Source organism: Acinetobacter lwoffii (assembly GCF_029024105.1).
GTDB lineage: Bacteria > Pseudomonadota > Gammaproteobacteria > Pseudomonadales > Moraxellaceae > Acinetobacter > Acinetobacter lwoffii.
The window spans coordinates 260,678-286,571 of sequence record NZ_CP118963.1; the positions used below are offsets into that span (position 1 = coordinate 260,678).

25 protein-coding genes are annotated in these 25,894 nt (G+C 44.9%); 17 read left to right on the forward strand and 8 right to left on the reverse strand.

The window, feature by feature from the left end; all coding sequences use genetic code 11:
• Positions 1-60: 60 nt before the first annotated feature.
• Entirely contained in the window at positions 61-681 is a 621-nt protein-coding gene (locus PYW33_RS01070) for an LOG family protein (protein WP_004281026.1), read from the reverse strand.
• Positions 682-1,013: 332 nt separating this feature from the next.
• Between PYW33_RS01070 and PYW33_RS01075 the strand changes: the two genes are divergently transcribed.
• The 6 genes from PYW33_RS01075 (at position 1,014) to PYW33_RS01100 (ending at position 9,496) form a co-directional block, all read left to right on the forward strand.
• Positions 1,014-2,591 (forward strand): TerC family protein, encoded by a 1,578-nt coding sequence (locus tag PYW33_RS01075; protein WP_004644891.1) that lies wholly within the window; start codon positions 1,014-1,016, stop codon positions 2,589-2,591.
• 73 nt (positions 2,592-2,664) lie between these two features.
• Positions 2,665-3,129, forward strand: coding sequence for a YchJ family protein (locus PYW33_RS01080; protein ID WP_004644892.1), 465 nt, complete (start codon positions 2,665-2,667; stop codon positions 3,127-3,129).
• A 61-nt stretch (positions 3,130-3,190) separates the two neighbouring features.
• Entirely contained in the window at positions 3,191-3,835 is a 645-nt protein-coding gene (locus PYW33_RS01085) for a trimeric intracellular cation channel family protein (protein WP_004644893.1), read from the forward strand.
• A 129-nt stretch (positions 3,836-3,964) separates the two neighbouring features.
• A complete protein-coding gene (gene niaP / locus PYW33_RS01090) occupies positions 3,965-5,284 on the forward strand; it encodes a niacin transporter NiaP (protein WP_004644895.1) in 1,320 nt (439 codons plus the stop codon).
• A 165-nt stretch (positions 5,285-5,449) separates the two neighbouring features.
• Positions 5,450-7,669 carry a DNA topoisomerase IV subunit A gene (parC, locus tag PYW33_RS01095; RefSeq protein WP_004644896.1) on the forward strand — a complete coding sequence of 740 codons (2,220 nt, stop codon included), beginning with the start codon at positions 5,450-5,452 and terminating at the stop codon, positions 7,667-7,669.
• Between the two features lie 150 nt (positions 7,670-7,819).
• Positions 7,820-9,496 (forward strand): long-chain-fatty-acid--CoA ligase, encoded by a 1,677-nt coding sequence (locus PYW33_RS01100; protein WP_004644897.1) that lies wholly within the window; start codon positions 7,820-7,822, stop codon positions 9,494-9,496.
• 51 nt (positions 9,497-9,547) lie between these two features.
• Here PYW33_RS01100 and PYW33_RS01105 read toward each other — a convergent pair whose 3' ends face one another.
• A complete protein-coding gene (locus tag PYW33_RS01105) occupies positions 9,548-9,928 on the reverse strand; it encodes a hypothetical protein (protein ID WP_004644898.1) in 381 nt (126 codons plus the stop codon).
• Between the two features lie 100 nt (positions 9,929-10,028).
• Here PYW33_RS01105 and PYW33_RS01110 point away from each other — a divergent pair, with 100 nt between their 5' ends.
• Positions 10,029-10,427 (forward strand): MAPEG family protein, encoded by a 399-nt coding sequence (locus PYW33_RS01110; protein ID WP_004644899.1) that lies wholly within the window; start codon positions 10,029-10,031, stop codon positions 10,425-10,427.
• Between the two features lie 117 nt (positions 10,428-10,544).
• The gene (ppa, locus tag PYW33_RS01115) at positions 10,545-11,081 is read left to right on the forward strand and encodes an inorganic diphosphatase (RefSeq protein ID WP_004644900.1); all 537 of its coding nucleotides are present in this window, start codon (positions 10,545-10,547) and stop codon (positions 11,079-11,081) included.
• A 95-nt stretch (positions 11,082-11,176) separates the two neighbouring features.
• Here the strand turns inward: ppa and PYW33_RS01120 are convergent, their stop codons facing one another.
• Entirely contained in the window at positions 11,177-12,496 is a 1,320-nt protein-coding gene (locus PYW33_RS01120) for an OprD family outer membrane porin (RefSeq protein ID WP_004644901.1), read from the reverse strand.
• A 598-nt stretch (positions 12,497-13,094) separates the two neighbouring features.
• On the opposite strand from PYW33_RS01120, the gene PYW33_RS01125 reads away from it, so the two are divergent.
• Complete coding sequence (locus PYW33_RS01125) at positions 13,095-13,829, forward strand: TorF family putative porin (protein ID WP_004644902.1); 735 nt, start codon at positions 13,095-13,097, stop codon at positions 13,827-13,829.
• 46 nt (positions 13,830-13,875) lie between these two features.
• Here the strand turns inward: PYW33_RS01125 and PYW33_RS01130 are convergent, their stop codons facing one another.
• Together PYW33_RS01130 and PYW33_RS01135 are read right to left on the reverse strand one after the other, a co-directional pair.
• Entirely contained in the window at positions 13,876-15,366 is a 1,491-nt protein-coding gene (locus tag PYW33_RS01130; protein ID WP_004644903.1) for a YifB family Mg chelatase-like AAA ATPase, read from the reverse strand.
• Between the two features lie 66 nt (positions 15,367-15,432).
• A complete protein-coding gene (locus PYW33_RS01135) occupies positions 15,433-15,660 on the reverse strand; it encodes an accessory factor UbiK family protein (RefSeq protein ID WP_004644904.1) in 228 nt (75 codons plus the stop codon).
• A 277-nt stretch (positions 15,661-15,937) separates the two neighbouring features.
• Here PYW33_RS01135 and glnK point away from each other — a divergent pair, with 277 nt between their 5' ends.
• The 7 genes from glnK (at position 15,938) to PYW33_RS01170 (ending at position 22,070) form a co-directional block, all read left to right on the forward strand.
• Positions 15,938-16,276, forward strand: coding sequence for a P-II family nitrogen regulator (gene glnK, locus PYW33_RS01140; protein ID WP_004281042.1), 339 nt, complete (start codon positions 15,938-15,940; stop codon positions 16,274-16,276).
• A gap of 59 nt (positions 16,277-16,335) precedes the next feature.
• On the forward strand, positions 16,336-17,748 hold the full coding sequence (locus tag PYW33_RS01145; RefSeq protein WP_004644905.1) for an ammonium transporter: 1,413 nt from the start codon (positions 16,336-16,338) through the stop codon (positions 17,746-17,748).
• A 140-nt stretch (positions 17,749-17,888) separates the two neighbouring features.
• Positions 17,889-18,353 carry a transcriptional regulator NrdR gene (nrdR, locus tag PYW33_RS01150; protein ID WP_004281044.1) on the forward strand — a complete coding sequence of 155 codons (465 nt, stop codon included), beginning with the start codon at positions 17,889-17,891 and terminating at the stop codon, positions 18,351-18,353.
• A 2-nt stretch (positions 18,354-18,355) separates the two neighbouring features.
• Positions 18,356-19,444: a bifunctional diaminohydroxyphosphoribosylaminopyrimidine deaminase/5-amino-6-(5-phosphoribosylamino)uracil reductase RibD gene (gene ribD, locus PYW33_RS01155; RefSeq protein ID WP_004644907.1), complete on the forward strand. Its 1,089-nt coding sequence runs from the start codon at positions 18,356-18,358 to the stop codon at positions 19,442-19,444.
• On the forward strand, positions 19,441-20,733 hold the full coding sequence (locus PYW33_RS01160) for a DNA adenine methylase (protein WP_004644908.1): 1,293 nt from the start codon (positions 19,441-19,443) through the stop codon (positions 20,731-20,733). Before ribD ends, PYW33_RS01160 begins: the two co-directional genes overlap by 4 nt.
• A gap of 22 nt (positions 20,734-20,755) precedes the next feature.
• Complete coding sequence (locus tag PYW33_RS01165) at positions 20,756-21,415, forward strand: riboflavin synthase (RefSeq protein WP_004644909.1); 660 nt, start codon at positions 20,756-20,758, stop codon at positions 21,413-21,415.
• A 109-nt stretch (positions 21,416-21,524) separates the two neighbouring features.
• Positions 21,525-22,070, forward strand: a complete 546-nt coding sequence (locus PYW33_RS01170) for a VTT domain-containing protein (protein WP_004281049.1) — start codon at positions 21,525-21,527, stop codon at positions 22,068-22,070.
• A gap of 61 nt (positions 22,071-22,131) precedes the next feature.
• On the opposite strand, the gene blhA is transcribed toward PYW33_RS01170, so the two are convergent.
• Genes blhA through PYW33_RS01185 form a run of 3 tightly spaced genes read right to left on the reverse strand, consistent with a single transcriptional unit; the run spans position 22,132 to position 24,636 of the window.
• Positions 22,132-22,761, reverse strand: coding sequence for a cell division protein BlhA (blhA, locus tag PYW33_RS01175; protein ID WP_004644910.1), 630 nt, complete (start codon positions 22,759-22,761; stop codon positions 22,132-22,134).
• A 26-nt stretch (positions 22,762-22,787) separates the two neighbouring features.
• A complete protein-coding gene (locus PYW33_RS01180; RefSeq protein WP_004281051.1) occupies positions 22,788-23,195 on the reverse strand; it encodes a DNA polymerase III subunit chi in 408 nt (135 codons plus the stop codon).
• Positions 23,188-24,636, reverse strand: a complete 1,449-nt coding sequence (locus PYW33_RS01185) for a leucyl aminopeptidase (RefSeq protein ID WP_026055761.1) — start codon at positions 24,634-24,636, stop codon at positions 23,188-23,190. The genes PYW33_RS01180 and PYW33_RS01185 overlap by 8 nt, the downstream gene beginning before the upstream one ends.
• A gap of 156 nt (positions 24,637-24,792) precedes the next feature.
• Between PYW33_RS01185 and lptF the strand changes: the two genes are divergently transcribed.
• Entirely contained in the window at positions 24,793-25,893 is a 1,101-nt protein-coding gene (gene lptF, locus PYW33_RS01190; protein ID WP_004644913.1) for an LPS export ABC transporter permease LptF, read from the forward strand.
• Position 25,894: the final 1 nt, after the last annotated feature.

The window sequence follows — 25,894 nt, forward strand, 5'->3', positions numbered from 1 at the left end:
GATATTAAAAATCCAAGAAAAAAGCGAGCATCTGGCTCGCTTTTTTCTTGCTTGAGAAGTTTAGACTACGAATCTTTGCGGATGGCCTAAATTGGTTAAAGTTGTATAAATTTCTTCTTCGTGTTCGCAAATGATCAGTTTGGCGCGATGCTGTGGCGGTAAAAAACCATCTTCGACGGCACGGTCCAGTTGTGCAATCAAGGCATCATAGAAACCATTCACGTTATACAGCATCATCGGTTTCTGGTGCTGGTTCAGCTGCCCCCAGGTGGCAATTTCCAAAATTTCTTCAAACGTGCCGAGTCCACCTGGCAAGGCCACAAAGGCACAGGCCCGCTCGGCCATCATGGCTTTACGTTGATGCATGCTGGTCACCACATGTAATTCGGTCAGCTGATTATGGGCAATTTCATAATCCAGCATAAATTCAGGAATCACCCCAACGGCTTCACCACCATGCTGGATCATGGCATCCGCGACCTGTCCCATCAGGCCAATACTGGCACCACCATAGACCAGACCAAAACCATGTTCTGCCAGTCCTTGCGAGAGATGAATGGCTTTTTCTAAATAAACCGGTTTGTTGCCTGCACGTGAACCACAATAGAGTGCCACTAAAGGGCGTGTTGTTTTTGGGGAGTTTTCTTTAAAATAATCTGTCATTTGAATTACGCTTTGCATTTATTTTCTTCACCTTATCATTTTTCTTTCTTGTGACTCTAGCTTAATTAATAAATATGACAATTCTGTGTGCGGCTACATTTTCACTGCATTATAGCTAGGTAAAATTCATCGATAAACAGCCATGAAAAAAGGTGAATTTCGATTTGATCTTGCTATACTAAAAATTGGTTTCACAACAATAGAACGAAAATGGGTAGTGGTAGTTGGCCGTGTAACTCTATAAATCGCCGTCAAATAATTGATATTATTCAATATCAAAAATATTATGCTGTTTCATTACAGTCTCGGTTTATTCAATGCAGCAGTCCTGAGTGTCAGGAGCCAAGCGTATGATCTTTGAATGGATGTCGGATCCTTCAGCTTGGGTCGGTTTACTCACATTAATTGTTCTTGAGATTGTACTCGGGATCGACAATCTGGTTTTTATTGCCATTTTGGCGGAGAAACTGCCACCAGAACAGCGTAATGCCGCGCGGATTGTGGGCTTAATGCTGGCCTTGGTGATGCGTTTGATCTTGCTGGCTTCGATTGCCTGGGTGGTGACCCTCACTGATCCACTGTTCCACATTTTTGATCATGCTTTCTCGGGCCGCGATCTGATTCTATTGTTTGGTGGGGTGTTCCTGCTGTTTAAAGGCACCATGGAACTGCATGAGCGTCTGGAAGCCAAACCCGTCATCAAAGAAGAAAATCCGGTCCATGCGGTATTCTGGATGGTGATTGTCCAGATCGTGGTGCTGGACGCCGTATTCTCATTAGACAGCGTGATTACTGCGGTTGGTATGGTCAAAGACCTGTCAGTGATGATGATTGCCGTGATTATTGCCATCGGGATTATGCTCTGGGCATCCAAAGCTCTGATGGATTTCGTCAACAGACATCCGACCGTGGTGATTCTGTGTCTGGGCTTCCTGATGATGATCGGCTTCTCGCTGGTGGTCGAAGGCTTCGGTTTCCATATTCCGAAAGGTTACCTGTATGCTGCAATTGGCTTCTCGGTGATTGTCGAATTTATTAACCAGACCATGAAACGCAATCAGGAAAAAATGGTGACCACCACCGACATGCGCTACCGGACTGCTTCAGCAGTGATGCGGATGCTCGGTGGCAAACCTGCTCAGGACAATGATTCGTCTGAACCGGAAGATGTTCTGGCGACGCGTGCCTTTGCTGATGAAGTCTTTAATGATGAAAACGGCATTTATCACAGTGTCATGGTGCAGGGGGTACTGGGTCTGTCAGAACGTCCGGTCAAGTCGGTGATGACACCACGTCCTGAACTGGAATGGATTGATCTAGATAATGAGCCCGACAGTATCAAAGAACATTTATTGCAAATGAGCCATTCACGTCTGATCGTGGCGCGTAGTGAACTCGATAATATTGCCGGGGTGGTACTGACCCATAAAGTCCTGAACGAATACATTGAAACCGGGGTGCTGGATTTTGAAAAGCACTTACGTGAACCGGTGATCGTGCATGAAAATGCCCAGGTCCTGATGGTGATGGAGCAATTGCGTCAGGCTCCATTGCAAATGGCGATTGTCCTGAATGAATATGGTTCGATTGAAGGGATTGTCACGCCAATTGATATCCTTGAAGCAATTGCCGGTGAATTTCCGGATGAAGATGAGCTGCAAGCTGCTGCAGAAAGTCTGGAAGATGGCAGCCTGATTCTGGATGGTTCCACCGACATCCGTCATGTTTCCTTATTGCTTGATCGTGATCTGGTCAATGAAACTGAAGAATATTCTACCCTGTCCGGCTATGTGCTATTCCATATGGCACGTTTACCGCATAGTGGTGAAAAATTTGAAGCAGATGGACATATCTTTGAAGTGGTTACCATGGACGGCCATAAGATCGATAAAGTGCATATCATTCCGCAGCTTCCTGCACAGGACTAGACTCTAGCCAATATTTGGCCTGTAAAGTTTGCTAAAATAGCCCGCATTGTCGGGCTATTTTTATGGAACTGAAATGTCAGAAGCATGTCCATGTGGACAAGGCGAATATCACAGCTGTTGTCAGCCCTTACATGCAGGACAACGGGTCGCAGAGACTGCGCAGCAACTCATGCGTTCCCGTTATAGTGCCTTCGCGAAGCATGAAATCGATTACATCAAAACCACGACTGCGCTGGGTCAGCAACAGGCGCTGGACCTGCAAGCGATTAGTGATTGGAGTAAAGCCAATCAGTGGTTAAAGCTTGAGATAGTTCAAGCCGATGAAAAATTAGATAAAAATCATGCATTGGTTGAGTTCAAGGCTCATTATCATGATGGTAAGCAGGCACAGATACATCATGAAGTTTCACATTTTGTGAAGCTGGAAGGTCGCTGGTATTTCCTGGATCCGACCACGGATCAGACCCTCGGCATGAAACAGCCCTGTATTTGTGGTTCAGGTAAAAAATTTAAGCAATGTTGTGCCGGATTCTTATAACTTTCACACAGATTTAGCTTAGAATAGCCGCCATCTCATAGCCTCAGGTGGAAGCAGGGCGATGTTACTGACCGTCATCTATATTATTGCAATTACCGCTGAAGCCATGACCGGGGCACTGTCCGCTGGCCGGCGCAGCATGGACTGGTTTGGCGTGATGATTATTGCCTGTGTTACTGCACTGGGTGGTGGTTCGGTCCGCGATGTTCTGCTCGGACATTATCCCCTGACTTGGGTCAAACATCCCGAATATCTGGTGCTGACCTGTTGCGCCGCCTTCGTCACCATCCTGATTGCCAAATGGATGCGACAGTTACGTAATGTCTTCCTGGTACTGGATGCCTTGGGGCTCATTGGCTTTACCATTATTGGCTGTCAGATTGCCCTGGAAATGGGACATGGTTTTGTGGTCAGCGCCGTTGCGGGTGTCTTGACCGGTGTGTCTGGCGGGATTTTGCGTGATATTTTATGTAATGACGTACCGCTGGTGTTCCGCCGTGAACTGTATGCCAGTATTGCCTTTGTTTCAGTGATCTTTTACTGGCTCTGTAGTCACTACGGCTTGTCGCAGGATCTGACCATTCTGTCTACCCTGATCTTTGGTTTTAGCTTACGTCTGATCGCCATCTATTTTGGTCTGGAAATGCCAAAATTCATTTATAAAGATGATGATGAGCACTCGGCATCTTCCAAAGACGAATCTTAATTTTTAAATGTATGAAGTGCGGCAATAAAAATAGCCGCATTCAACTCAATTCGTAGTATAAAAAATATAAAGCAGCCCACCTGTTGAGAAAGCAGCATCTCCCGTTCCACCTGATCAGAGATTTTTGTTATGGATTTAGTTTCTCGCATACAACGCTTACCGATTGGTAGGTTTCACTACACCTTGCTGGTGGTGATTGGACTGGGCTGGATGTTTGATGCGATGGATACCGGATTGATTTCCTTTATCCTGGCCAAAATGGCTGAAGACTGGCAGATGACTGCCGATCAAAAAAGCTGGGTGGTGTCGATCGGTTTTGTCGGCATGGCGATCGGGGCGATTTGTTCAGGTGGCCTGGCAGACCGTTTTGGCCGTAAAACAGTCTTTGCTGCGACCCTGGTCATTTATAGCCTGGCCACTGCAGCTTGTGCTTTTGCACCGGATCTGACCTGGCTGCTGGTATTCCGTTTTATCGTCGGTTTGGGCTTGGGTGGTCAGCTACCCGTGGCCGTAACGCTGGTCAGTGAATATATTCCTGCGCATGTACGTGGCCGTTTTATTGTCTTGCTGGAAAGTTTTTGGGGGCTGGGCTGGCTGGTCGCGGCGCTAGTATCGCGCTTTATCATTCCAGATTTTGGCTGGCAAACCGCTTTCATGATTGGTGGCCTGCCTGCGCTGTATGCCATCGTGATCTGGAAAATGGTGCCGGAATCTATTCCTTTCCTGATTAACCGTGGCCGTATAGAGGAAGCTTCGGCACTGGTGAAAAAGATTGAGCGTCAATGTGGCGTTCAAGTCTATGAAATTTTTGAAGTGAAACCGGTCGCAGAGAAGCAGAATATTTCATTTTCCCAGTTATGGTCGGGTATCTTTGCGCGCCGTACGCTTATGCTCTGGCTGATCTGGTTCGGTATTATCTTTTCCTATTATGGCATCTTTACCTGGTTGCCAAGTTTACTGGTCAAAGAAGGCTATAGCATTGTCCAGTCTTTTGAATATGTGCTGATTATGATTCTGGCGCAGTTGCCCGGTTATCTGGTGGCGGCATGGCTGGTCGAAAAACTCGGTCGTAAGCCGACTTTGGCCGGCTTTATTGGCATGTGCGCGATTTCTGCCTATTTCTTTGGTCAGTCGGGTAGTGTTACTGAAATCGTGATTTGGGGCTGTCTGATGTCCTTCTTTAATCTGGGTGCCTGGGGCGTACTCTATACTTATACGCCGGAACAATATCCGACCAATATCCGTGCCTTTGGTTCAGGCTGGGCCGGGGCTGTTGGCCGGATTGGCGGTATCGCGGCACCTTTTGCTGTAACCCATCTGATGGGTATGCCGAATGGCTTTAGCTATGTCTTTACCATGTTTACGGCAGTTCTGGTCGCTGTCGCGATTGTGATTCTGGTCTTGGGTGAAGAAACCAAAGGCAAGACCCTCGAATCGATGGGCTTATAAAGGGAATGATTTTTTAGTTGCTTAGGGCCTATAAAGTGGATATTTTTAGGCCATAAGACACAAATTGTCGCGCTGAACGATTTGATGCCCTTGTGTCATCTACAGCCACGACTTAGCATAAGAAACATTGATACAAAAACGAATTATTTAGGACTATAGGTTGTTATGACAAGCCTTGCGCATCATGCGACAGAAAACCGCTCCGTAGCAGAATTTACCGAACAAGCTTATCTGAATTACGCCATGTACGTGATTATGGATCGGGCACTCCCTCATATTAGCGATGGCCTGAAACCGGTACAGCGCCGGATTGTCTATGCCATGAGTGAGCTGGGCCTGAAATGGACCAGCAAACCGAAGAAATCGGCACGTACTGTTGGTGACGTATTGGGTAAATACCATCCGCATGGTGACTCGGCCTGCTATGAAGCCATGGTGCTGATGGCACAGCCCTTTAGTTATCGTTACCCGTTTATTGAGGGGCAGGGTAACTGGGGTTCACCGGATGATCCGAAGTCTTTCGCGGCGATGCGTTATACCGAAGCCAAGCTTTCCCAGTACAGCGAACTGTTGCTGTCTGAACTGGGTCAGGGCACCTGTGAATGGCAGGACAACTTTGATGGTTCGATGAAAGAACCGGTGAATTTGCCAGCCCGTGTACCGAACATCTTGCTGAATGGCACCACTGGTATTGCTGTCGGTATGGCCACAGACATTCCACCGCATAACCTGCGTGAAGTGGTCAAAGGGACGATTGCGCTAATTCGTAATCCGAACCTGACCGATGAAAAAATCGCAGAATATATTCCTGCGCCAGACTTGCCGACCAAAGCCGAAATTATCACCCCGCCTGCTGAACTGTTAAAAATTCAGACCACAGGTCGTGGCAGTTATCGCATGCGTGCGGTCTATAGCGTCGATAAAAACGAAATTATCATCACCGAACTGCCATATCAGGTCTCAGGCTCCAAAATCATCACTCAGATTGCCGATCAGATGCAGGCCAAAAAACTGCCTTTGGTCAGTGATGTACGGGATGAGTCAGATCATGTCAATCCCACCCGTTTAGTCATTGTTCTGCGTTCGAATCGTATTGATGCCGAATCGGTGATGAGTCACTTGTTTGCCACCACCGATCTGGAATCCAGTTATCGTGTCAATATGAACATGATTGGTGCCGATGGCCGTCCACAGGTGAAATCAATTCGTCGTATTTTGCTGGAATGGATTGAAATCCGTAAAACCACGGTAACACGCCGTCTGCAATATCATCTGAACAAGATCGAAAAACGCCTGCATATTCTTGGTGGTCTGATCATTGCTTATCTAAATATTGACGAAGTGATTCAGATTATTCGTGAAGAAGATCAGCCCAAGCCGGTACTGATGCAGCGTTTTAATATTGACGAGATTCAGGCCGAAGCGATTCTGGAACTGAAATTGCGTCATTTGGCCAAGCTTGAAGAAATGGAAATGCGCCGCGAACAGGAAGAGCTGGAAGCGAAAGCTGCAGTAATTCGTGAACAACTGGCCAATCCGGAATCTTTAAAAAGCCTGATTATTTCTGAACTGAAAGACGATGCCAAGAAATTTGGTGATGATCGCCGTTCGTCAATCGTACAGCGTGCCGAAGCTGCTGCAATCAATGAAACTGAAATGTTGCCGGCCGATCCGGTGACGGTGGTGTTATCAGAAGCTGGCTGGATTCGCTGTGCCAAAGGCCATGAAGTTGATGCAGAAAATCTGAATTTCCGTGCTGGTGATCAGTATTTGAGTCATGCACAGGGCAAATCCAATCAACGCGTTTATGTATTAGATGACACTGGCCGTAGCTATGCCTTGGCCATCAATACGCTACCATCTGCGCGTGGTCTCGGCGAACCGCTCAGTTCAAAACTGTCTCCAGGCAGCGGGGTCGGTTTTAAACAGGTTCTGGTGGCAGAGGATGAAACTGAAATTCTAGCAGCAAGCAACAAAGGCTATGGCTTTAAAACCCAGGCCAAGCAGCTGGATACCAGTGCCAAAGCCGGAAAAGCTTTCCTGAATTTATCTGAAGGGGCAGAGGTCATGAACCTGCAGCCGCTCGAAGATGCTACACATGTTGCACTGCTCAGTTCAGCAGGACGTCTGTTGATTGTCGATTTAGCAGAATTACCTGTATTGAACAAAGGTAAAGGAAATAAATTGATACAACTTGAAGATGGTGATCAAATTTTGTCCATGACACTATTGAAGCTTGATGAAATAATTCAAGTGCTTGCAGGACAACAGCAGTTAAAATTAAAAGGGGATGATTTGCGCAAATATATCGGCAAGCGCGGTGCAAAAGGACAGCTTTTACCACGCGGATATCAAAAAGCAAATAAACTGTTGATTCAAAGATAAGACTAGCATCCATCCTGCGAAATACGTTATATATGAACAACGATTCAACAAGATGGATGCAATATCGCACATATACAAGTCTAAAAATGGCGTGTGATATTGAAAAAAACAGTTGAAATACTAAGGATTATGATTGGAGAGATGGCCATTATGGAAAAAATTTGGTTTGCTGAATACCAAAAAACAGGGATTCCAGAAACAGTAGAATTACCAGCAGAAAATACTTCTCTAGTAGATATTTTTGAGCGTAATTTCCAAAAATTCGGCTCGCGTGATGCCTTTATCTTTATGGATAAGGCAATGACTTTCAATGAACTGGAAGAGGCGAGCCGTAAGTTTGCAACTTATCTACAAAGCTTGGGGTTGGCAAAAGGTTCACGTGTGGCAGTGATGATGCCAAACGTTCTTCAGTATCCGGTTGTGGCACTTGGGGTGTTCCGCGCAGGTTTGGTATTGGTCAACGTGAATCCACTCTACACATCGCGTGAACTTGAGCATCAATTGAATGACTCAGGTGCTGAAGTACTGGTGATTATTGAAAACTTTGCTTCTGTTTATCAAGCGATTATTGGTAAAACACCAGTGAAGCATGTCGTGGTCGCTTCTGTCGGTGACATGCTGGGTGCCTTGAAAGGAACTTTGGTAAATTTTGTCTTGCGTTCTGTGCGCAAGCAAATTCCAGCTTGGGATATTCCAGGCCATGTGAGATTTAATGCGGCGTTATCTAAAGTTAATCCAAGTAACTATAAACGCCCTGAATTGACCCTTAGCGATACAGCAGTTCTTCAATACACAGGTGGTACCACAGGCGTATCTAAAGGCGCTGAACTGACACATCGTAACCTGGTTGCGAACATGCTGCAGTGTGACGGCATCTTCCAGAGTAAATTTGGTGCGCAAGATGGTCAGCCAGATGACCGTATTTTCTGTGCATTGCCGCTTTATCATATCTTTGCATTCATGGTATGCGCACTTTACGGTATGTACAAAGGTCAGGCGAATGTTCTGATTCCAAACCCGCGTGATTTACCAGCGGTGATGAAAGAGCTACGTAAATACCAGCCGACTTTCTTCCCGGCAGTGAACACACTTTTCAATGCGCTGGTAAACAATGAAGAGTTTAAGCAACTTGATCATAGTAAACTGAAAATGGCGATGGGCGGCGGTATGGCCGTACTTCCTTCTACTGCAGCAGCATGGAAGAAAGTTACCGGAACCAATATCGTTGAAGGCTATGGTTTGTCTGAAACTTCTCCGGTGGCAACAGCAAACCCACCTGCGTCTGAAGAATTCAGTGGCACTATTGGTATTCCATTACCATTGACTGAAGTGGCTATTCTGGATGATGAAGGCAATGAAGTTCCACTGGGTGAGCAAGGTGAAATTTCAATCCGTGGTCCTCAGGTCATGAAAGGCTATTGGAACCGTCCGGATGAAACTGAAAAAGTCATGGTGAATGGCTTCTTCCGTACCGGTGATATCGGTGTCATGGATTCACGTGGTTATGTGAAAATTGTAGACCGTAAGAAAGACATGATTCTAGTGTCTGGTTTTAACGTCTATCCATCTGAAATTGAAGAAGTTGTAGCAACTCATCCAAAAGTACTGGAAGTGGCTGCGATTGGTGTGCCAGATGAAAAATCGGGTGAAGTGCCAAAACTGTTTGTTGTGAAAAAAGATCCGTCTTTAACCACAGAAGAAGTTTTAGCATTCGCTAAAGAAAACCTGACCGGTTATAAACGTCCACGTTATGTCGAGTTTATGGATGAATTGCCAAAATCCAACGTAGGTAAAATCCTGCGTAAAGATTTACGTAAAACAGCCTAATACCTGTAAGAAAAAAAAGCGCCATCAGGCGCTTTTTTTGATTTGGACTTTTTATTTTTTCATTAACCAGCGATCAAAATAAGGACGACCTACGCCGACTACTCCCAAGAAAATAAACATGGTACCGAACTGGCGGGTAAATCCGGTTTGATTAAAGCTGCCATAACTTAGAATGTTGTCGATCAAGCAATACACCAGAATCGCGACCAGCCAGTGCCAGAGAGGCATACGCTTGATACCTACGAAATAAAAGGCAATCCATAAAATGGCAAAGGTAAAGATTGGCGACCAGATATTCATATTGGCACAAATGACGGCCATCAGAAATGCCACAATCGGCAGGACAATTTTTAATACGCGATCCACTTGACATTGATGCTGGCGTTGTTTCTCGAGGATATCGAACATTTCATTTTGATCAGGCGCGACCATAGTGAATCCTTAACAAGTAATAAAAAGCACTTTATTTAACAAAATTTATTCACGAAATGCCATGCTATGATAGAGATAAAATTTTCATGAGAAAAAACAGATGCACAGCATTAGTGGGGTTATTTATCTCATTTTGGCCGCTTGTCTTTTGCCTTATGTGTTTACATTGATTGCAAAAAAATCAGCAGGCTTCAGCAGCAAAGACAATCAGAATCCACGGGCATTTTTAGAAAAGTCTTCAGGCTTGGCCAGTCGCGCCAATGCTGCCCAGCAGAATAGCTTTGAAAGTTTGCCACTCTTTATTGCTGCGATCTTGATGGCAGAGTACCTGGTGATATCACAAGATTTGGTCATGATTTTTGGTGTGGCTTATCTGGTTTTTCGTGTGTTGTACGGAATCTGCTATCTGGCCAACTGGGCGACTTTACGCTCTATCGTATGGTTGCTCTCGATGTTATGTCCTGTGACCTTATTGCTGCTGATCATCAAGTTGGTTTAAGTCATCAGGTCTGCGGACATATTTACAGTTCGATATTTTAAAATCCAAAAAAATCTTTAAAAACCGTTATAATTGTCGCGGTTTTTTAAAAGATATAACTTGTTAAAGAGTGATGCTATGAGCTACAGCAATATCCCAGCGGGTAAAGATGCGCCAAACGATATCTATGTGATCATCGAAATTCCTGCAAATGCAGCACCAATCAAATACGAAATCGATAAAGATTCTGATGCGTTATTTGTAGACCGTTTCATGGGTACAGCAATGTTCTACCCAGCAAACTACGGTTATGTACCAAACACACTATCGCTTGATGGTGATCCATTAGACGTACTGGTTGTAACGCCTCATCCAGTAGAGCCAGGTTCTGTGATTCGTTGCCGTCCTGTCGGTAAATTGAACATGGAAGATGACGGTGGTGTTGATGCGAAACTGGTTGCAGTTCCACATGACAAACTGACTCCAATCTACAAAGATGTTCAGGAATATACTGATCTTCCTCCATTGTTGATTAGCCAGATCGAACATTTCTTCCAGCACTACAAAGATTTAGAGCCAGGAAAATGGGTCAAGCTCAGTGGTTGGGAAGGTGCTGATGTTGCGAAACAAGAAGTACTGGACTCAATTGCTGCTTATGCAGAAGCACATAAATAATTGCTTTTTGTCGTCTAGGGTTTAACTTTTTAAAGCCTGGAATAAAAAAACCTGCACATTGTGCAGGTTTTTTTATGGCTTGAAATTCGTGTGAATTAGAATAATTTCACAGGAATGTCTAACCAGATACGCCATTCATTAGTGTCACCAATGTAGTTAGATTGATAATCATCACTTGCACGGTAGTAAGAATGACGAAGACGTAAGCTTGCATCTTTCGCAAAACCAGACTGAACAGTATATTTCACTTGGTTAAAGAATTCGCGCTCATGCTCATTATCACTGATCATAGTACCTGCATTGTTAGTAGCTTTAATATCCCAACCATAAACAAAAGCAGATGTCCAAGATAATCCAGGAACATTTACAGCACCAAAGTCAAATGTATATTGAAGTTGCGCTGATTTTTCGTCATTACCAATAAAGTCAGACAGGTATGAATTCGGCATATAAATCGATTGTTTACCATCACCTACGCCTGTACCCAAACCATAGTCATAGCCAGTGTTACCAAAATTTTGCTGGTAAGCAAGCATGACATTATGTGGACCATGATTATAAGTTGTAGATAAAGCTAAAATAGTATTATCGAATGAATCATCTGGTGAGCCGATTTGAGAATAAAGATATGGATTTGCTTCTTTATCCCATTTTGTATGGTAACCACTGAAATCATGAGTTAATGTGCTTTTATCTGCCAATGCATAGCTATAGTTGGCATTAACATAGTGGCGGTCTAAGCGGTCTTTAATGTCTGTACCATAATAAGAAGCATTAACTGCATCATTAAATTTATATTTCGCGCCCCAAACCACTGCACGATCCAGCTTTGCACCATCGGAATTGATTTGGTTGGAAAGCTGATTTTCTGTGAATTTACCAGCAATCAGGTTTAAGTTTTCAATTTCGTTACTTTGAACCAATACGCCAGTATAGTATTCAGGCACTAAACGCGCAGTATTGCTTGCAAGTACAGGTAAGTCTAAAACCTGAGTACCGTAAGTCGCAGTCGTATTTGATACACGAGCTTTCACATATGCACCGCCACGAGCCCAGTGGTCATAAGCATCTTTAGTACCATCAGCATTATTTTGAGGGTGGACTGGGATCATATCATTGCCAGTATGACCATTTTCACCCAATTTAAATGAAGCATCACCAATAATACCAGCACCAAAGCCTACAGTACCTTGAGTAAAGCCAGAGTCTAGTTTAACAATCGCAGTTTGTGCAAATGAGTTCGTATTTGGTACGTTATTTTTCTTGTCACGGTGCAAATAGCCGGTACGGAAAAGTACAGAACCTTCAGCATCTTCTACAAAACCTTTAGACTCGCTTTGCTCGCTAGCGAAAGCGGTAGAAACCAAAGCAGCCTGAATCAAAACTGCTAATGTTAATTTTTTTGAATTTTGCATTGGGAAGAGAGCCTTATACAAATTGATCGGAATTTTTTAGGAATTGTATAAGAATTGCTGAAAAAATGTCATTTTTTATTGGATATATTCCACTAAAGTTTAGATTTTTTTAACTCAAATTAAACAATAGCAAGGATTTGAGGTGATTAATTTCTAACCTATCGGTAAAAAGTTAGTAAAAACATAATTTTATTGGAAATTATAAATGATATTTCTAAAGTGGTGAAATGAATGTGATCAGCTTATTTATTTTGAAACGTGCGAAAAATATGATTAAAAATTACGCACTACTTTTTAGCACAAATTTTAATCATTACAAAAATAGAATCAAAATGGGGCAAATCGTAAATGATTATGTATAAGTATTAAAAAAGTGAAGAAATACCCTTAAATACATTTATTTAAGGGAAAGCCTAGATAATTCAATTTTTCATAATTTAAATTTTAATTTAAAAACAATGATTTAAATTTTATTTCTCTTTTTAGATTTATTATTTTGGTTCCTTTTAGCCAGATTGGCATAGCTCTTGCAAATTTTGAGCTTGAGTTTAATCAATGATCATAAAAACGTCTCAGACGATCTGGGGGGAGCCACACAATGAAATTAACATTAAAAGTATTATCTCTTGCTTTATTGGGCGCTGTATCTTCTTTTACTTTTGCTGAAGAACCTGTTGCTGAACATACGGTATCTGGAAATATCAGCGTACTTTCGAGCTATAACTTGCGTGGTATTACTAACATTCCTGAAAATAGCGGCGCTACCTTACAAGGTGGACTTGATTATAACCATGCGTCTGGCTTCTATGCAGGTTGGTGGGGATCTACGCTAGATTACCCTTTGTCTGAAGAAGGACGTGATGCTTTCGAAAATAACTTCTATGCTGGCTATAGCCATGCAGTCAATGATGACTTAGGTTTAACGATCGGTACGACCTACTATTATTATTATGAATCTGATGTCAATTCTGATGGATTTGAGCTGTTATTGGGTATGAGCTATAAAGATTTGGGCGTTACAGCACAAACCCTTCTTGAAGATACCACTTGGGGCAATGCAGGTGATACCTATTTAAAAGCCACTTATAGCTATGCTTTACCACAAGATTTTAGCTTGGATACTGCTTTAGGTTTATATGCTTATGAAAAATCAGGTGACTTTATTGAAGGAACCACGGAAAATTTTGGCTTCCGTCATTTTGACATCGGTTTAAGCAAGCCACTTGGTGACACAGGTGTAACTGCAAGCATGAATTATATTTTGGGTGGTTATGACCGTTTTGATGAAAAACAAAAGAATAAAGTCGTATTTGGACTCGGTTATAGCTTCTAATTCTCTTTAGATAAAAAGGCGACCTTAGGTCGCCTTTTTTAATGACCTAAATCTGCTGCTGCCCGCGATAAGACAGGGCCTCCGAAAGATGCTGACTTTGAATATCTGGACTTTGATTTAAATCGGCAATGGTGCGTGCAACACGCAAGACCCGATGATAGCCACGTGCTGATAAATTCAGTTTTTGCTGAGCTATTTCAAGCATCTTCTGGGCAGACTGATCTAATGCGGCATATTGCTCTAGCTGTTTTGGACTCAAACTCATATTCAAGGTATTTTGCCGTTGCATCTGAATTTCATAGGCTGCAATGACGCGCTGTCTGACCGTTTCGGAGTCTTCGGCGGGTCGATTGTCCTGTAGCTCATGCGCCTGTAATGGCGGTACATCAATATGCAAATCAATCCGATCCAGCAGGGGGCCTGAAATCCGGTTCTGATAGCGCTTAATACTTTCCGGCGAACATTGGCAACGGATATCCTGATTGAATGCATACCCACATGGACAGGGATTCATGGCAGCTACTAACTGGAAATTAGCCGGAAAGGTAATTTGGCGTGATGCCCGGGAAATAACAATTTCCTTTGCCTCCAAAGGCTGCCGTAAGACTTCCAAAACTTTACGGTCAAATTCTGGTAGCTCGTCCAGAAATAAAACCCCTAAATGTGCCAGGGTAATTTCTCCTGGTTTGGGGTGTGAGCCGCCACCGACCAATGCTACTGCAGAAGCAGTATGGTGCGGTGCTCGAAAAGGCCGTTGCCCAAAAGGGTGATTGGCATTCGCCACCGAATAAATACTGGCCACTTCCAGATTTTCCTGCGTCTTTAAGGGCGGTAAAATACTGGCCAATCGAGAAGCTAGCAAGGTCTTGCCTGTTCCAGGGGGGCCTCGGAACAGCAGGGAATGACCACCTGCCGCGGCAATTTCTAAAGCACGCCGTGGTCGTAATTGTCCTTTTACATCCGCAAGATCAAACTTATAAAAATGGTCTGTAGCGAGTGGGCCGGCTTCTATTTGCGGCAAGCGCTGCGCTTGGGAAAGATGTTCACACACTTCTTTTAAATGATTGGCTGCAAAGACTTTAAAGTCTGGGAGCTGACAGGCTTCCTGTGCATTGGGGCCAGGCAAAATCAGTTGATGCTGGTCACTTTGACAGGCAATGGCAATACTTAAGGTGCCGCTGACAGGACGTAATTGACCATCGAGGGCCAACTCGCCAATAAACTCCAGATGCTCAGTACAATCTTCAGGCAGCTGGCCTGAAGCCACTAAAATGCCTAATGCAATCGGTAAATCCAGACGTGATCCATCTTTCGGTAGATCTGCTGGCGCCAGATTAATGGTCAGACGTTTGGTCGGAAATTGAAAGCCGCTATTCAAAATGGCAGAGCGTACCCGGTCTTTACTTTCACGTACCGCTGCTTCGGGAAGCCCCACTATAGTGAGTGAAGGCATACCCGAACTGACATGAACTTCGACTTCAATTAAAGGCGCATGCAGGCCCAGCAAGCCTCGCGTATAAATTTTAGCAAAAGACATTATTATTGTTCCAATATGGTGCGTTATTTTTATAGTTCTGGTGTCTTTTATGCACTGTAGTTGTGCTTATTTTTTGTTCGAAATTCTCTCTTCTAATGCTTCCACCTGTTTGAGCAAATCATTCAGGCGATGATTGGCATTATTTAGGGCAGTATGCTGACGTTCTATTTCTTCTTTAGACACCAAATCCATTTTCGCCACAGCTTCATTTAACAAGGCACGGATATTATGTTCCAAATCTTTCTTAGGTTGTTCGACTTGCTGCAAAATTGCTTGTAATAAAGTTTCAATCATTGTCTGATCCATCGCCGTAGAAAGGAGCGCACAGTTTAGCATTGCTAAAATGCAGACTATAGTATTTCAGACAAAATATAGACTTATTCGATTAAAGATATTGTAAAAATCCACATAAAAAATGTCTATTTTTTGAAGATTCAAAGCCTTTATCCGTATAAAATAAGGTATAAATAAACCACATGCCGGGCTTTCTAATTTCCCCCGACCTTAGGAATCTTGGCATGAAATTTGAACGTAAAACCTTACTGGTGAAATAAGCCGAAGGAAAACAAACATGAAGCTCGTAACTGCAATTGTAAAACCTTTTAAATTAGATGATGTTCGCGAAGCATTGTCTGAAATTGGTGTTCAAGGCATCACTGTAACTGAAGTGAAAGGCTTTGGTCGTCAAAAAGGCCATACTGAACTCTATCGTGGTGCTGAATACGTTGTAGATTTCTTGCCGAAAGTCAAAATTGAAATCGCGATTAGCGATGAAATGGTAGACGCGGTGATTGAATCTATTACTCGTGTGGCGAGCACTGGAAAAATCGGTGACGGAAAAATTTTCGTGACTAACTTAGAACAAGTCATCCGTATTCGTACAGGTGAAACAGGTGCAGACGCTGTCTAACTTGGCACGAAGTTTGCTGAGTACCTAATAACTCACAAAAACTTGGTTGGGGGATACGAATGAAAAAAATGCTACTCGCGTTCGGCATGGCCGGCGCTCTTTTTGGTGGTTCTGTTGCATGGGCTGAAGAAGCTGCAACAGCAACAACACCGACAGAAGAAATTGTGCTTGTTGAAGAAGCAGGCGATACAACAAATACAACAACAGACACTACAGCAGCAATTGCTGAAGCAGCGCCAGTTGAAGCTGCAGCACCTGCAGAAGAAGAACCAACTCTAGATACCGGCGATACCGCTTGGGTTTTAACCTCTACCGCTCTAGTTTTACTCATGACCATTCCTGGCTTGGCGCTATTTTATGGCGGTATGGTCCGCAAGAAAAACGTTCTGGCGACGATGGCACATAGCTTTATTGCTGCGGCGGTGGTCAGTATTGCTTGGGTGATTATTGGTTATACCCTAGCTTTCGGTGAAGGCAATGCCTTTATAGGTGGCCTGGATAAGTTCATGTTGGCCGGTATTACCACAGAGGCACTTTCAGGCACGATTCCTGAAATCCTGTTTGTGATTTTCCAAATGACTTTTGCCATCATTACGGTTGCCATCATCAGCGGTTCGATTGCAGAACGTATGAAATTTGGTGCTTTCGTTGCTTTTATCGCACTTTGGGTGGTGATCGTCTATGCACCAATTACCCACTGGGTATGGGGTGGTGGCTGGTTAGGTAACGACGGCGCGCTTGATTTTGCTGGTGGTACGGTTGTACATATCAACTCGGGTGTTGCCGGTCTGGTAGCAGCGTATATGCTGGGCAAACGTATGGGCTTGGGCCGTGAATCTATGGCACCACATAACCTGACCCTTACTGTAATTGGTGCATCTTTACTCTGGGTAGGCTGGTTCGGTTTCAACGGTGGTTCTGCATTAGGTGCCAACGGTTCTGCAGGCTATGCTTTGATCGTGACTCAAGTCGCAGCGGCAGCAGCAGCCATTTCTTGGTTAATCACTGAAAAACTGGCACGTGGTAAAGCTTCTGTACTGGGCGGCGTATCGGGTGCAGTTGCTGGTCTGGTGGTCATTACTCCAGCTGCAGGTTTTGTGACTGTAGGCGGTGCATTGGCGATGGGTCTGATCGGTGGTGTGGTGTGTTTCTGGGGGATTACAGCACTGAAACGCGTATTGAAAGCCGATGATTCTTTAGATGCTTTTGGCTTGCATGGTGTAGGTGGTATTGTCGGTGCGATTTTAACTGCGTTCTTTGCCAGCGAATTCATCATGGGTGACAATGCCCCTGCCAATGTCATGCATCAGCTTTGGGTGCAAGTGGAAGGGGTACTGGCGACAATTGCTTACTCTGCGATCATGACCTTCATTATCCTGAAAGTCATCGACTTGATCATTGGAATCCGTGTGGCATCTGATGATGAGCGTATGGGTCTGGATTTAAGCCAACATGGCGAACGTGTCGAATAATAATAAATACACCATAATCAATATATAGTGTAAAACAGCCCGAATGGGCTGTTTTTTTTCTATATGTTGCGTAAAACTCTACAAAGTTTGTAATTTTTGCTACACTCGGAATCCATTTGGACTTGTTCAATTAAACCGCTATGCATTGCCCATTTTGCAATACTGCAGACAGTAAAGTGATTGATTCACGCCTGGCAGCTGAAGGCTGTCAGATTCGTCGTCGCCGTGAATGTGTCAGTTGTAATGAACGCTTCACCACCTTTGAAAGCTATGAAGTGGTGATGCCGCGCGTCATCAAGTCGGATGGCAAGAATGAACCTTTCGATGAAGCCAAATTACGTCGTTCCCTGATGCATGCCTTGCAAAAACGCCCGGTGACCCAGGAGCAGATTGAAACAGTGCTGAGCGATATCCAGCTACAGATTCGCCGTTTAGGCGAGCGTGACGTGAAATCTCGTACTATTGGTGAAATCGTGATGCAGTCTTTATTCGCACTTGATCATGTTGCTTACGTGCGTTTCGCTTCAGTCTATCAGGATTTTCAGGATGTTGAAGCTTTTCGTCATCAGATTGAACAGATGCAACAACGAGAATTACAAGAATAAGCATGGCTGAACTGAATCAAGACCAAGTCTGGATGCGCCGGGCCATTGAATTGGCTCGTCAAGGGCAATATTCCACCAAACCGAATCCGAATGTGGGCTGTGTCATTGTTAAAGATGGTGTGATTGTCGGAGAAGGTTTCCATCCTCAAGCAGGCCAGCCACATGCTGAAGTCTTTGCGCTACGTCAGGCCGGTGAACAGGCCCGTGGTGCCACAGCTTATGTTACCTTAGAGCCTTGTGCGCATTATGGCCGGACGCCGCCTTGTGCCAAGGGTCTGGTTGAAGCAGGTGTGGCTAAAGTTGTCGTGGCCTGTCCTGATCCCAATCCACTGGTGGCCGGCAAGGGTGTACAGATCCTGAAAGATGCGGGCATTGAGGTAGACGTTGGCATCTGTGAAGATGAAGCGCATGAGCTGAATCAAGGCTTCCTGAAAGCCATGGCGACCGGTATGCCTTATGTGCGTTTAAAAATTGCCTCAAGCCTGGATGGCCGTACCGCGATGGCATCAGGTGAATCGAAATGGATTACCGGTGTAGCAGCACGTCAGGATGTACAGCATTGGCGTGCGATTTCAGGCGCGGTGATTACCGGAATTGAAACGGTCCTTGCTGATGACTGTCAGCTGAATGTACGTCAACTGGATGCTGTTGAAGATATCAAGACCGTGGTGCAACCGAAACGGATTGTTCTGGATCGTCAGGGACGTCTGCCACTGAGTGCAAAGATTTTAGCGCAACCTGAAACAGTGATGGTCATGGGGCCATTTCGTCAAGAGCTTGCAGACCTGGGTGTGCTACACTTGCCGGTACAGCCTTTAGCAGAATTATTAAAGCAACTGGTTCAGCAGCATCAGATTTATGATGTCTTGGTGGAAGCAGGGGCGACCTTATCTACGGCATTTTTACAACAAAAATTGGTTGATGAACTGATCAGTTACGTTGCACCGACCCTATTGGGTCGGTCTGCGCGTACCATGTTTAATGCAGAATTTAGCCATATGGCCGAACAACTCCGATTTAAGCTGTGCGATGTAACTCGCTTAGGTGATGACGTGCGCTTCAGGCTAATTCCTTTTCAAGAGACACTATGAGTTCAGAGTCTACGGTTTATCATAAACGTCGCCATGCGGCACGTACCACCGATGAATATCTTTTCCATCAGCTGGTTCCTTATCTGGGCAATAAACGCCGTTTACTGCATTTAATTCTGGAAGCGTTGGAAAGTACGGGAACCCTGAACCGTGCTGATGGTCGTGCGCCGATCTTTGCTGACTTTTTTGCAGGTTCAGGCGTGGTTTCACGTTTGGCCCGTCAGAATGGTTATCGCGTCATTGCCAATGATTGGGAGCCGTATAGCCATGCGCTGAATCATGCGGTACTGGCCTGTACTGAAGCACCGGCATTTAAAGAACTCGGTGGCTATCAGAAAGCAATTGATTATCTGAACCGTCTGCCTGAAGTCAAAGGCTGGGTGACGCATAACCTGTGTCCGCGTAATGATGAAATTTATGATCCAGCCCGTGATCGTTTGTTCTTTAAACGTCGTAACGGCATGCGTATTGATGCCATCCGTCAGCAGATTGCAGCCTGGCAGGCACAAGGTGCAATTGATGATGTGGAAATGTCTGCCTTGCTGGCACCCTTGCTGTATTCCGCCAGTTTTGTCAGCAATACTTCAGGCGTTTTCAAAAGCTTTCATCATGGCTGGGGCGGGAAAACCCAAACTGCGCTGGAACGGATTGAATCATTGCTGTGGCTGACTCCAAGCCGTTTTTGCGAGTCGGATCAGAAAAAGGGAATGGCCGCAGAAATGTGGTGTGTCGATGCCCAGCATCTGGCCAACCAGATGAGCGGCTTTGAAGTAGATGTAGCTTATCTGGATCCACCGTATAATCAGCATGCTTATAGCAGTAATTATCATGTGCTGAATGCGCTGACCTTATGGGATCAGGCCGATTTACCGACTCCGGATACCAAGGGCTTTAAGAGCGGGATTGACCGGGCATGGCGCAAAGAGCGTCCGAGCCAGTACAATTCCTCTAAATATGCTAAAGAAGCTTACGAGAGCCTGTTGGCCACCATCAATGCACGTTTCATTCTGACCAGTTATTCAACTGACGGTAATATCAGCGCTACCGATTTGTTACAGGCCAATCTGAAACGTGGCCGGGTGACCTTGCTAACCCAGGATGTGCCGCGTTATCGTGTTAGCAAACAGCGCCAGTCTGAACGTGCCCGCGTGCTGGAATTTATTGTGATTACCGATACCCACGCCAAGTCAGGTCCACCGATCCGTCAATTACTCAGCCAGCTGCATCATTATGCAGAATTGGGTGGTGTGGATACGACCGGCGTTAGTACCCAGTTGGCCCTCTGGTAAAAGAATTGAAAAGGAAATAAAAATGTTTACAGGTATTATCGAAAGCCTCGGCAAAGTCGAAAGTCTGCAAAGCGTTGGTGGTGATGTACGTTTACGCATCCAGACCGATCTGGACATGTCTGATGTACATCTGGGTGATTCTATCGCGACCAATGGTATCTGCCTGACCGTGATCGACTGGGGCGAGAACTGGTATGCGGCTGATGTTTCCCGTGAAAGTCTGAACCGGACCACGCTCGGCACCTGGAAAGCCGGTCAACCTGTCAATGTTGAAAAAGCCATGTTGCCGACTACGCGTTTTGGCGGTCATATTGTGTCAGGTCATGTCGATGCAGTCGGCGAGATCACCCTGGTACGTGAAGATGCACGTTCAATTTATTATGAAGTGACTGCACCTGCTGAAATTGCCAAATATCTCGCAGAAAAAGGCTCGGTCACAGTCGACGGCATCAGTCTAACGATTAATCATTTGCGTGGTAGCGTGATTAGTCTGAACCTGATTCCACATACTGCTGAACGTACCAATATCGGTACCTGGAAAGTCGGTAGCAAGGTCAATCTGGAAGTGGATGTATTGGCACGTTATATCGAGCGTTTATTGCTCGGTGATAAAGCCGCCCAAACCACTGAACAATCAAAAATCAGTATGGATTTCCTGGCTGAAAATGGTTTCTTAAAATAAGAGAAATGTTGATTTACTGAACAGTCTGATTGAAAAATTAGACTGTTTTTTTATTTTTCGGGATAATCAGCAGTTCAACTTGCAAATATTGCCTTGGTGGACGGGTCGAATGCTCGATTTTTTACTTAACTTGGAACAGTCATTGCCGCTATTGCTCGATCAATATGGGGTATGGATTTATGCAATCCTGTTTCTGGTGATTTTTGCAGAAACCGGTTCAGTGTTTTTCTTTTTCCTGCCCGGCGACAGTCTATTGCTGGCTGTGGGAGCTTTATGTGCCAGCAGCGATCTGGTGACCCTGCATTCGATGGGGCTGTTGTTATTCACTGCTTCGGTGCTGGGCTATAGCGTGAATTATTACACCGGAAAAGTCCTCGGTTTAAAATATTTCAACCAGCATTCACGCTATTTTAAGCCGGAATATATGGTGAAAACCAACCACTATTTTATGAAACATGGCGGTAAAACTATTTTAATCGCACGTTTTATTCCCTTTGTCCGCTCATTTGGCCCTTTTGCTGCCGGTTCAGCGCATATGAGCTTTGCCACATTCAGCTTTTATAATATTGCGGGTGGCATCCTCTGGATTGGCACTTTATTAAGCATTGGCTATCTGCTCGGAAATGCTGCCTTTATGCTGGCAGATTTTTTGTAAGATGCGACATAGAAGATAAAAAAGCCCGAATTTTCGGGCTTTTTTAATGTGAAAGGATCATTTAAATATTGCGTGGCTGATCAGAAAATTCAGAATTTTTCAGCATATACTCGATTTCTTCTTTGGCTGCCGCACGCATTTTTTCACGAAGTGCATTCACGGTCTGTTCAATCACGGTTTCTGCCTCAAGTTCCAGACGTAAACGCACACTTTCTAATTCGGATAAAATGGACTCGTCCTCAATCTGGATGCGACCTTTGGCAAAATCAAAAGTCGTCTCAGGATTTTTTGCATAACGTGCGACATAGTGCTGCACTTCAGCCTCTAGATGCGTATTTATTTCAGCAAGCACCTGACTCTGTTCGCTAAATTTACGCTGTTCCTCATGACGTAGCTGTTCTTGATAGGCCTGTTCTTCAGCACGTTTCTCGGCCAAGGCTTTTTCAAGCGCGAGCTGTTTGCGAATACGGGCTTCTTCAATTAATTCGGCCTTGCGCTGTGCATAGGCAGCTTCAATCTTGCGTTCAGATTCTTGCTGTAAGCGCTGGTCGCGACTCTGCCATTCTTCCAAAGACGTTTCTGGTTTTAAAATATCGCAGATCCGAGAGAGGTCATCGATAAAGGTCTGACGTACAGCTTCCGGCACATTTAACCAGCGCTGTTTAAAATCGGGACCTACATTTAATGCCACGTGCCTCTCCTTGTGGATGATATCGGTTAAAGCTTATGGGTGTCCGGTTCAATACCTAAACGACGATATTGCTTGAATTTTTCACGACCCAGCTGTTTAGCCGTTTCATGGTTTTCAATGATCTCAATAATGTGACTAAATTTTGTGTAAGGTTCAAGTGCTTCCGGATTAAAATTGAAAATAATCCAGTCGGACTGTTCCGGCAGTGTTGCCGAAATACAGACCGTCGCCTGAGGCTGGTCAATACCATGCGGAATAAAACTCGCGGGATCAAAACTCCACAGGCGTTCATCCAGCTGTTGTTGCAAATCTGTATCGGCACACAATAACCAGATTCGCGCCGGCTGGCGCAGAATCTTACGGCATAAACGACAAGTGCTGTCCACTTGTCGTTCAGGGCTTTTTTCAAATAAATAAAAGCTGACTTTAGCCATTGCTTTGAACGCGACTCGTCAGAAATTGCATCAATAATGGAACTGGACGGCCGGTTGCACCTTTATTGGTACCTGAGTTCCATGCCGTACCTGCAACATCCAGATGTGCCCAGCGATATTCACGGGTAAAACGTTGCAGGAAGCAGGCTGCAGTCACAGAACCAGCTTTTGGACCACCGATATTGCCAATGTCGGCAAATGGTGAATCCAGTTGTTCCTGATAGTCTTCCAGTACCGGCATACGCCATACCCGGTCAAAGGAATGCTGGCCGGCAGCTTCTAGTTCTGCTGCCAGTTTATCATCTGGCGTGAACAGACCCGTTAGTACTGAACCCAAAGCGACCACACAGGCACCGGTTAAGGTCGCAATATCAATCACCAAAGCAGGATTAAAACGTTTTACATAGGTCAAGGTATCACATAGGACCAAACGACCTTCGGCATCGGTATTCAGGATTTCAACCGTCTGACCGCTCATGGTCGTTACGATATCACCAGGACGGGTGGCTTTACCTGAAGGCATGTTTTCTGCTGCAGCGATGGTTCCCACCACATGTAGAGGTAAGCGGGCTTCGCACAATGCACGCATTGTACCGAGTACAGAAGCTGCACCGCACATGTCGTATTTCATCTCGTCCATGCCTGCGCCTGGTTTAAGGGAAATACCGCCGGTATCAAACGTAATGCCTTTACCCACCAAGACTACCGGTGCTTCGCTACGCTCTGACTGATATTCCATGCTGATAATCCGACCAGGACGCTCTGAACCTTTACTTACCGCAAGGAAGGCGCCCATGCCTAAATCTGCCATTTGCTGTTCATCCAGCACTGTGACTTTAAGTAGGTCTGGATATTCAGCCGCCAAAGCCACCGCCTGTTCTGCAAGATATTCAGGGAAACAAATATTGCCCGGACGGTTGCCCAGGTCACGTGCCAGATTTTGTCCGCTTTGCACTGCTTGTACCAGTTGCAACTGTTCGGTAGTTAAGACGCTATGAGTGGCAATCAGGTCGATCTGCTCGAGCACAAATTCATTCTTCTTGGATTTATATTCATCATAACCATAGCTGGCCTGAGTCAGGAAGAGCGCAAACAGATAATGGAATTCTTGTGGAAGTTGTGTCAGATCTACAGAAATCTGTTTGAATTTTTTTTGAGTGACTTGAATAATAGTTTGCGCGATTTTTGCAAGTTTTGCTGGTTGCAGTTCAGCGACCTTGCCTAAACCAATCAGCGCGGCATGGCTGGACTGGTTTACCTGACCAATCAGGCTCAGGCTTTCAGCCAAAGTTGCCTTGAATTGAGAGGCTTCAATTAATGTGTCTAAATTATTGATTTGATAGGTTGCGGTTGTATTCTGAAGTTGTTCCGAGTCAACTAAAATCAACAAAGATTGACTTGATCCATTCTCTGGGAATGACGTATTAATTGTAAGTTTCATATTCTGTTTTCACGCCTGTCTAGATGGGTAAATCATTCAGTCATTGAAACATTTATCTGAATAGATTTTCAATGGGCAGGGCGGCCTAGGTTTTATATTTTTGCTATTCGGGTAAACTAGCACTCGTTTTATGGACCTTATTTTGGAAGAATTAATTTGATTATTCGGCGTTATCTGGTCAAGCAAGTTGTCTCGACATCCTTGGTGGTGATTGCCTTATTGACCTTGATCATGATGGGCGGTCGACTGATCAAGTATTTTGGTGTCGCGGCGCAAGGCCGTCTGGATGCAGGCATTTTATTTAGCATTATTGGCTATCGTTTGCCTGAATTCTTAACCCTGATTCTTCCGCTCGGTTTCTTTATTGGACTGATGCTGGTGTTTGGCCGTTTATATGTCGATCATGAAATGGCTGTAATGAATGGCAGTGGCGTCAGTCGGCATCAATTGACGCGTCTACTGGTGCCGATGACCCTGGTGTTTTTGATTGCTCAGGCCGGATTGATGCTGTGGGCTGCGCCGTGGGGCATTCGCCAGTTTGAAGCCCTGACCACCAGTCAGGCGGTACGTACCGGCTTTGACTTGGTGAGACCGAAAGAATTTATCTCCTCTGGGCCCTATACCATTTATGCCGGTGACCTGTCAGAAGACCGTAAAAATTTAAAAGATATTTTCTTTTATCAGCGTGCGGAAAAAGAAGGCAAACCGGATGTGATGATTCTAGCGCAGGAAGCCACCCGAATTGAGGTACCGAATGATGCTGCCAATGTGGTGGATCTGGTCCAAGGTCGCCGTTATGAGATCTATCCGGGCACACCGCAATATACCCAAGCCGAATTTGAAAGCTATCGTCTGCGCTTAGAAAGCGATGAAGAAGCGCAATTTGCCAGTACTGAAGTTGAAGCCTTACCGACCTCGCAATTGTGGCAGAAACGTCAGGATCCTGTAGTGGCCAGTGAGCTGGGCTGGCGGGTGTTTGTTCCTTTTGCGATTCTGATTGCCCTGATTCTGGCTGTGGCATTGTCCGAAGTGAGCCCACGACAGGGTCGTTATCTCAAGTTATTTCCTGCTCTCATGATCTTTGCCAGTCTGATTGTAGCCTTGATGGCAGTGAAGACCCGGATCAGTAAAGAAGAAATGGGAATATGGGCCTATCCATTGATCCTGATTGCCTATGCAATTGCGGGTGCCTTGTTCTCACGTAAACAGAAATTAGGTCCAAAAATCAAGAAACAGATTCAGCGAGTGAGGTCTTAAC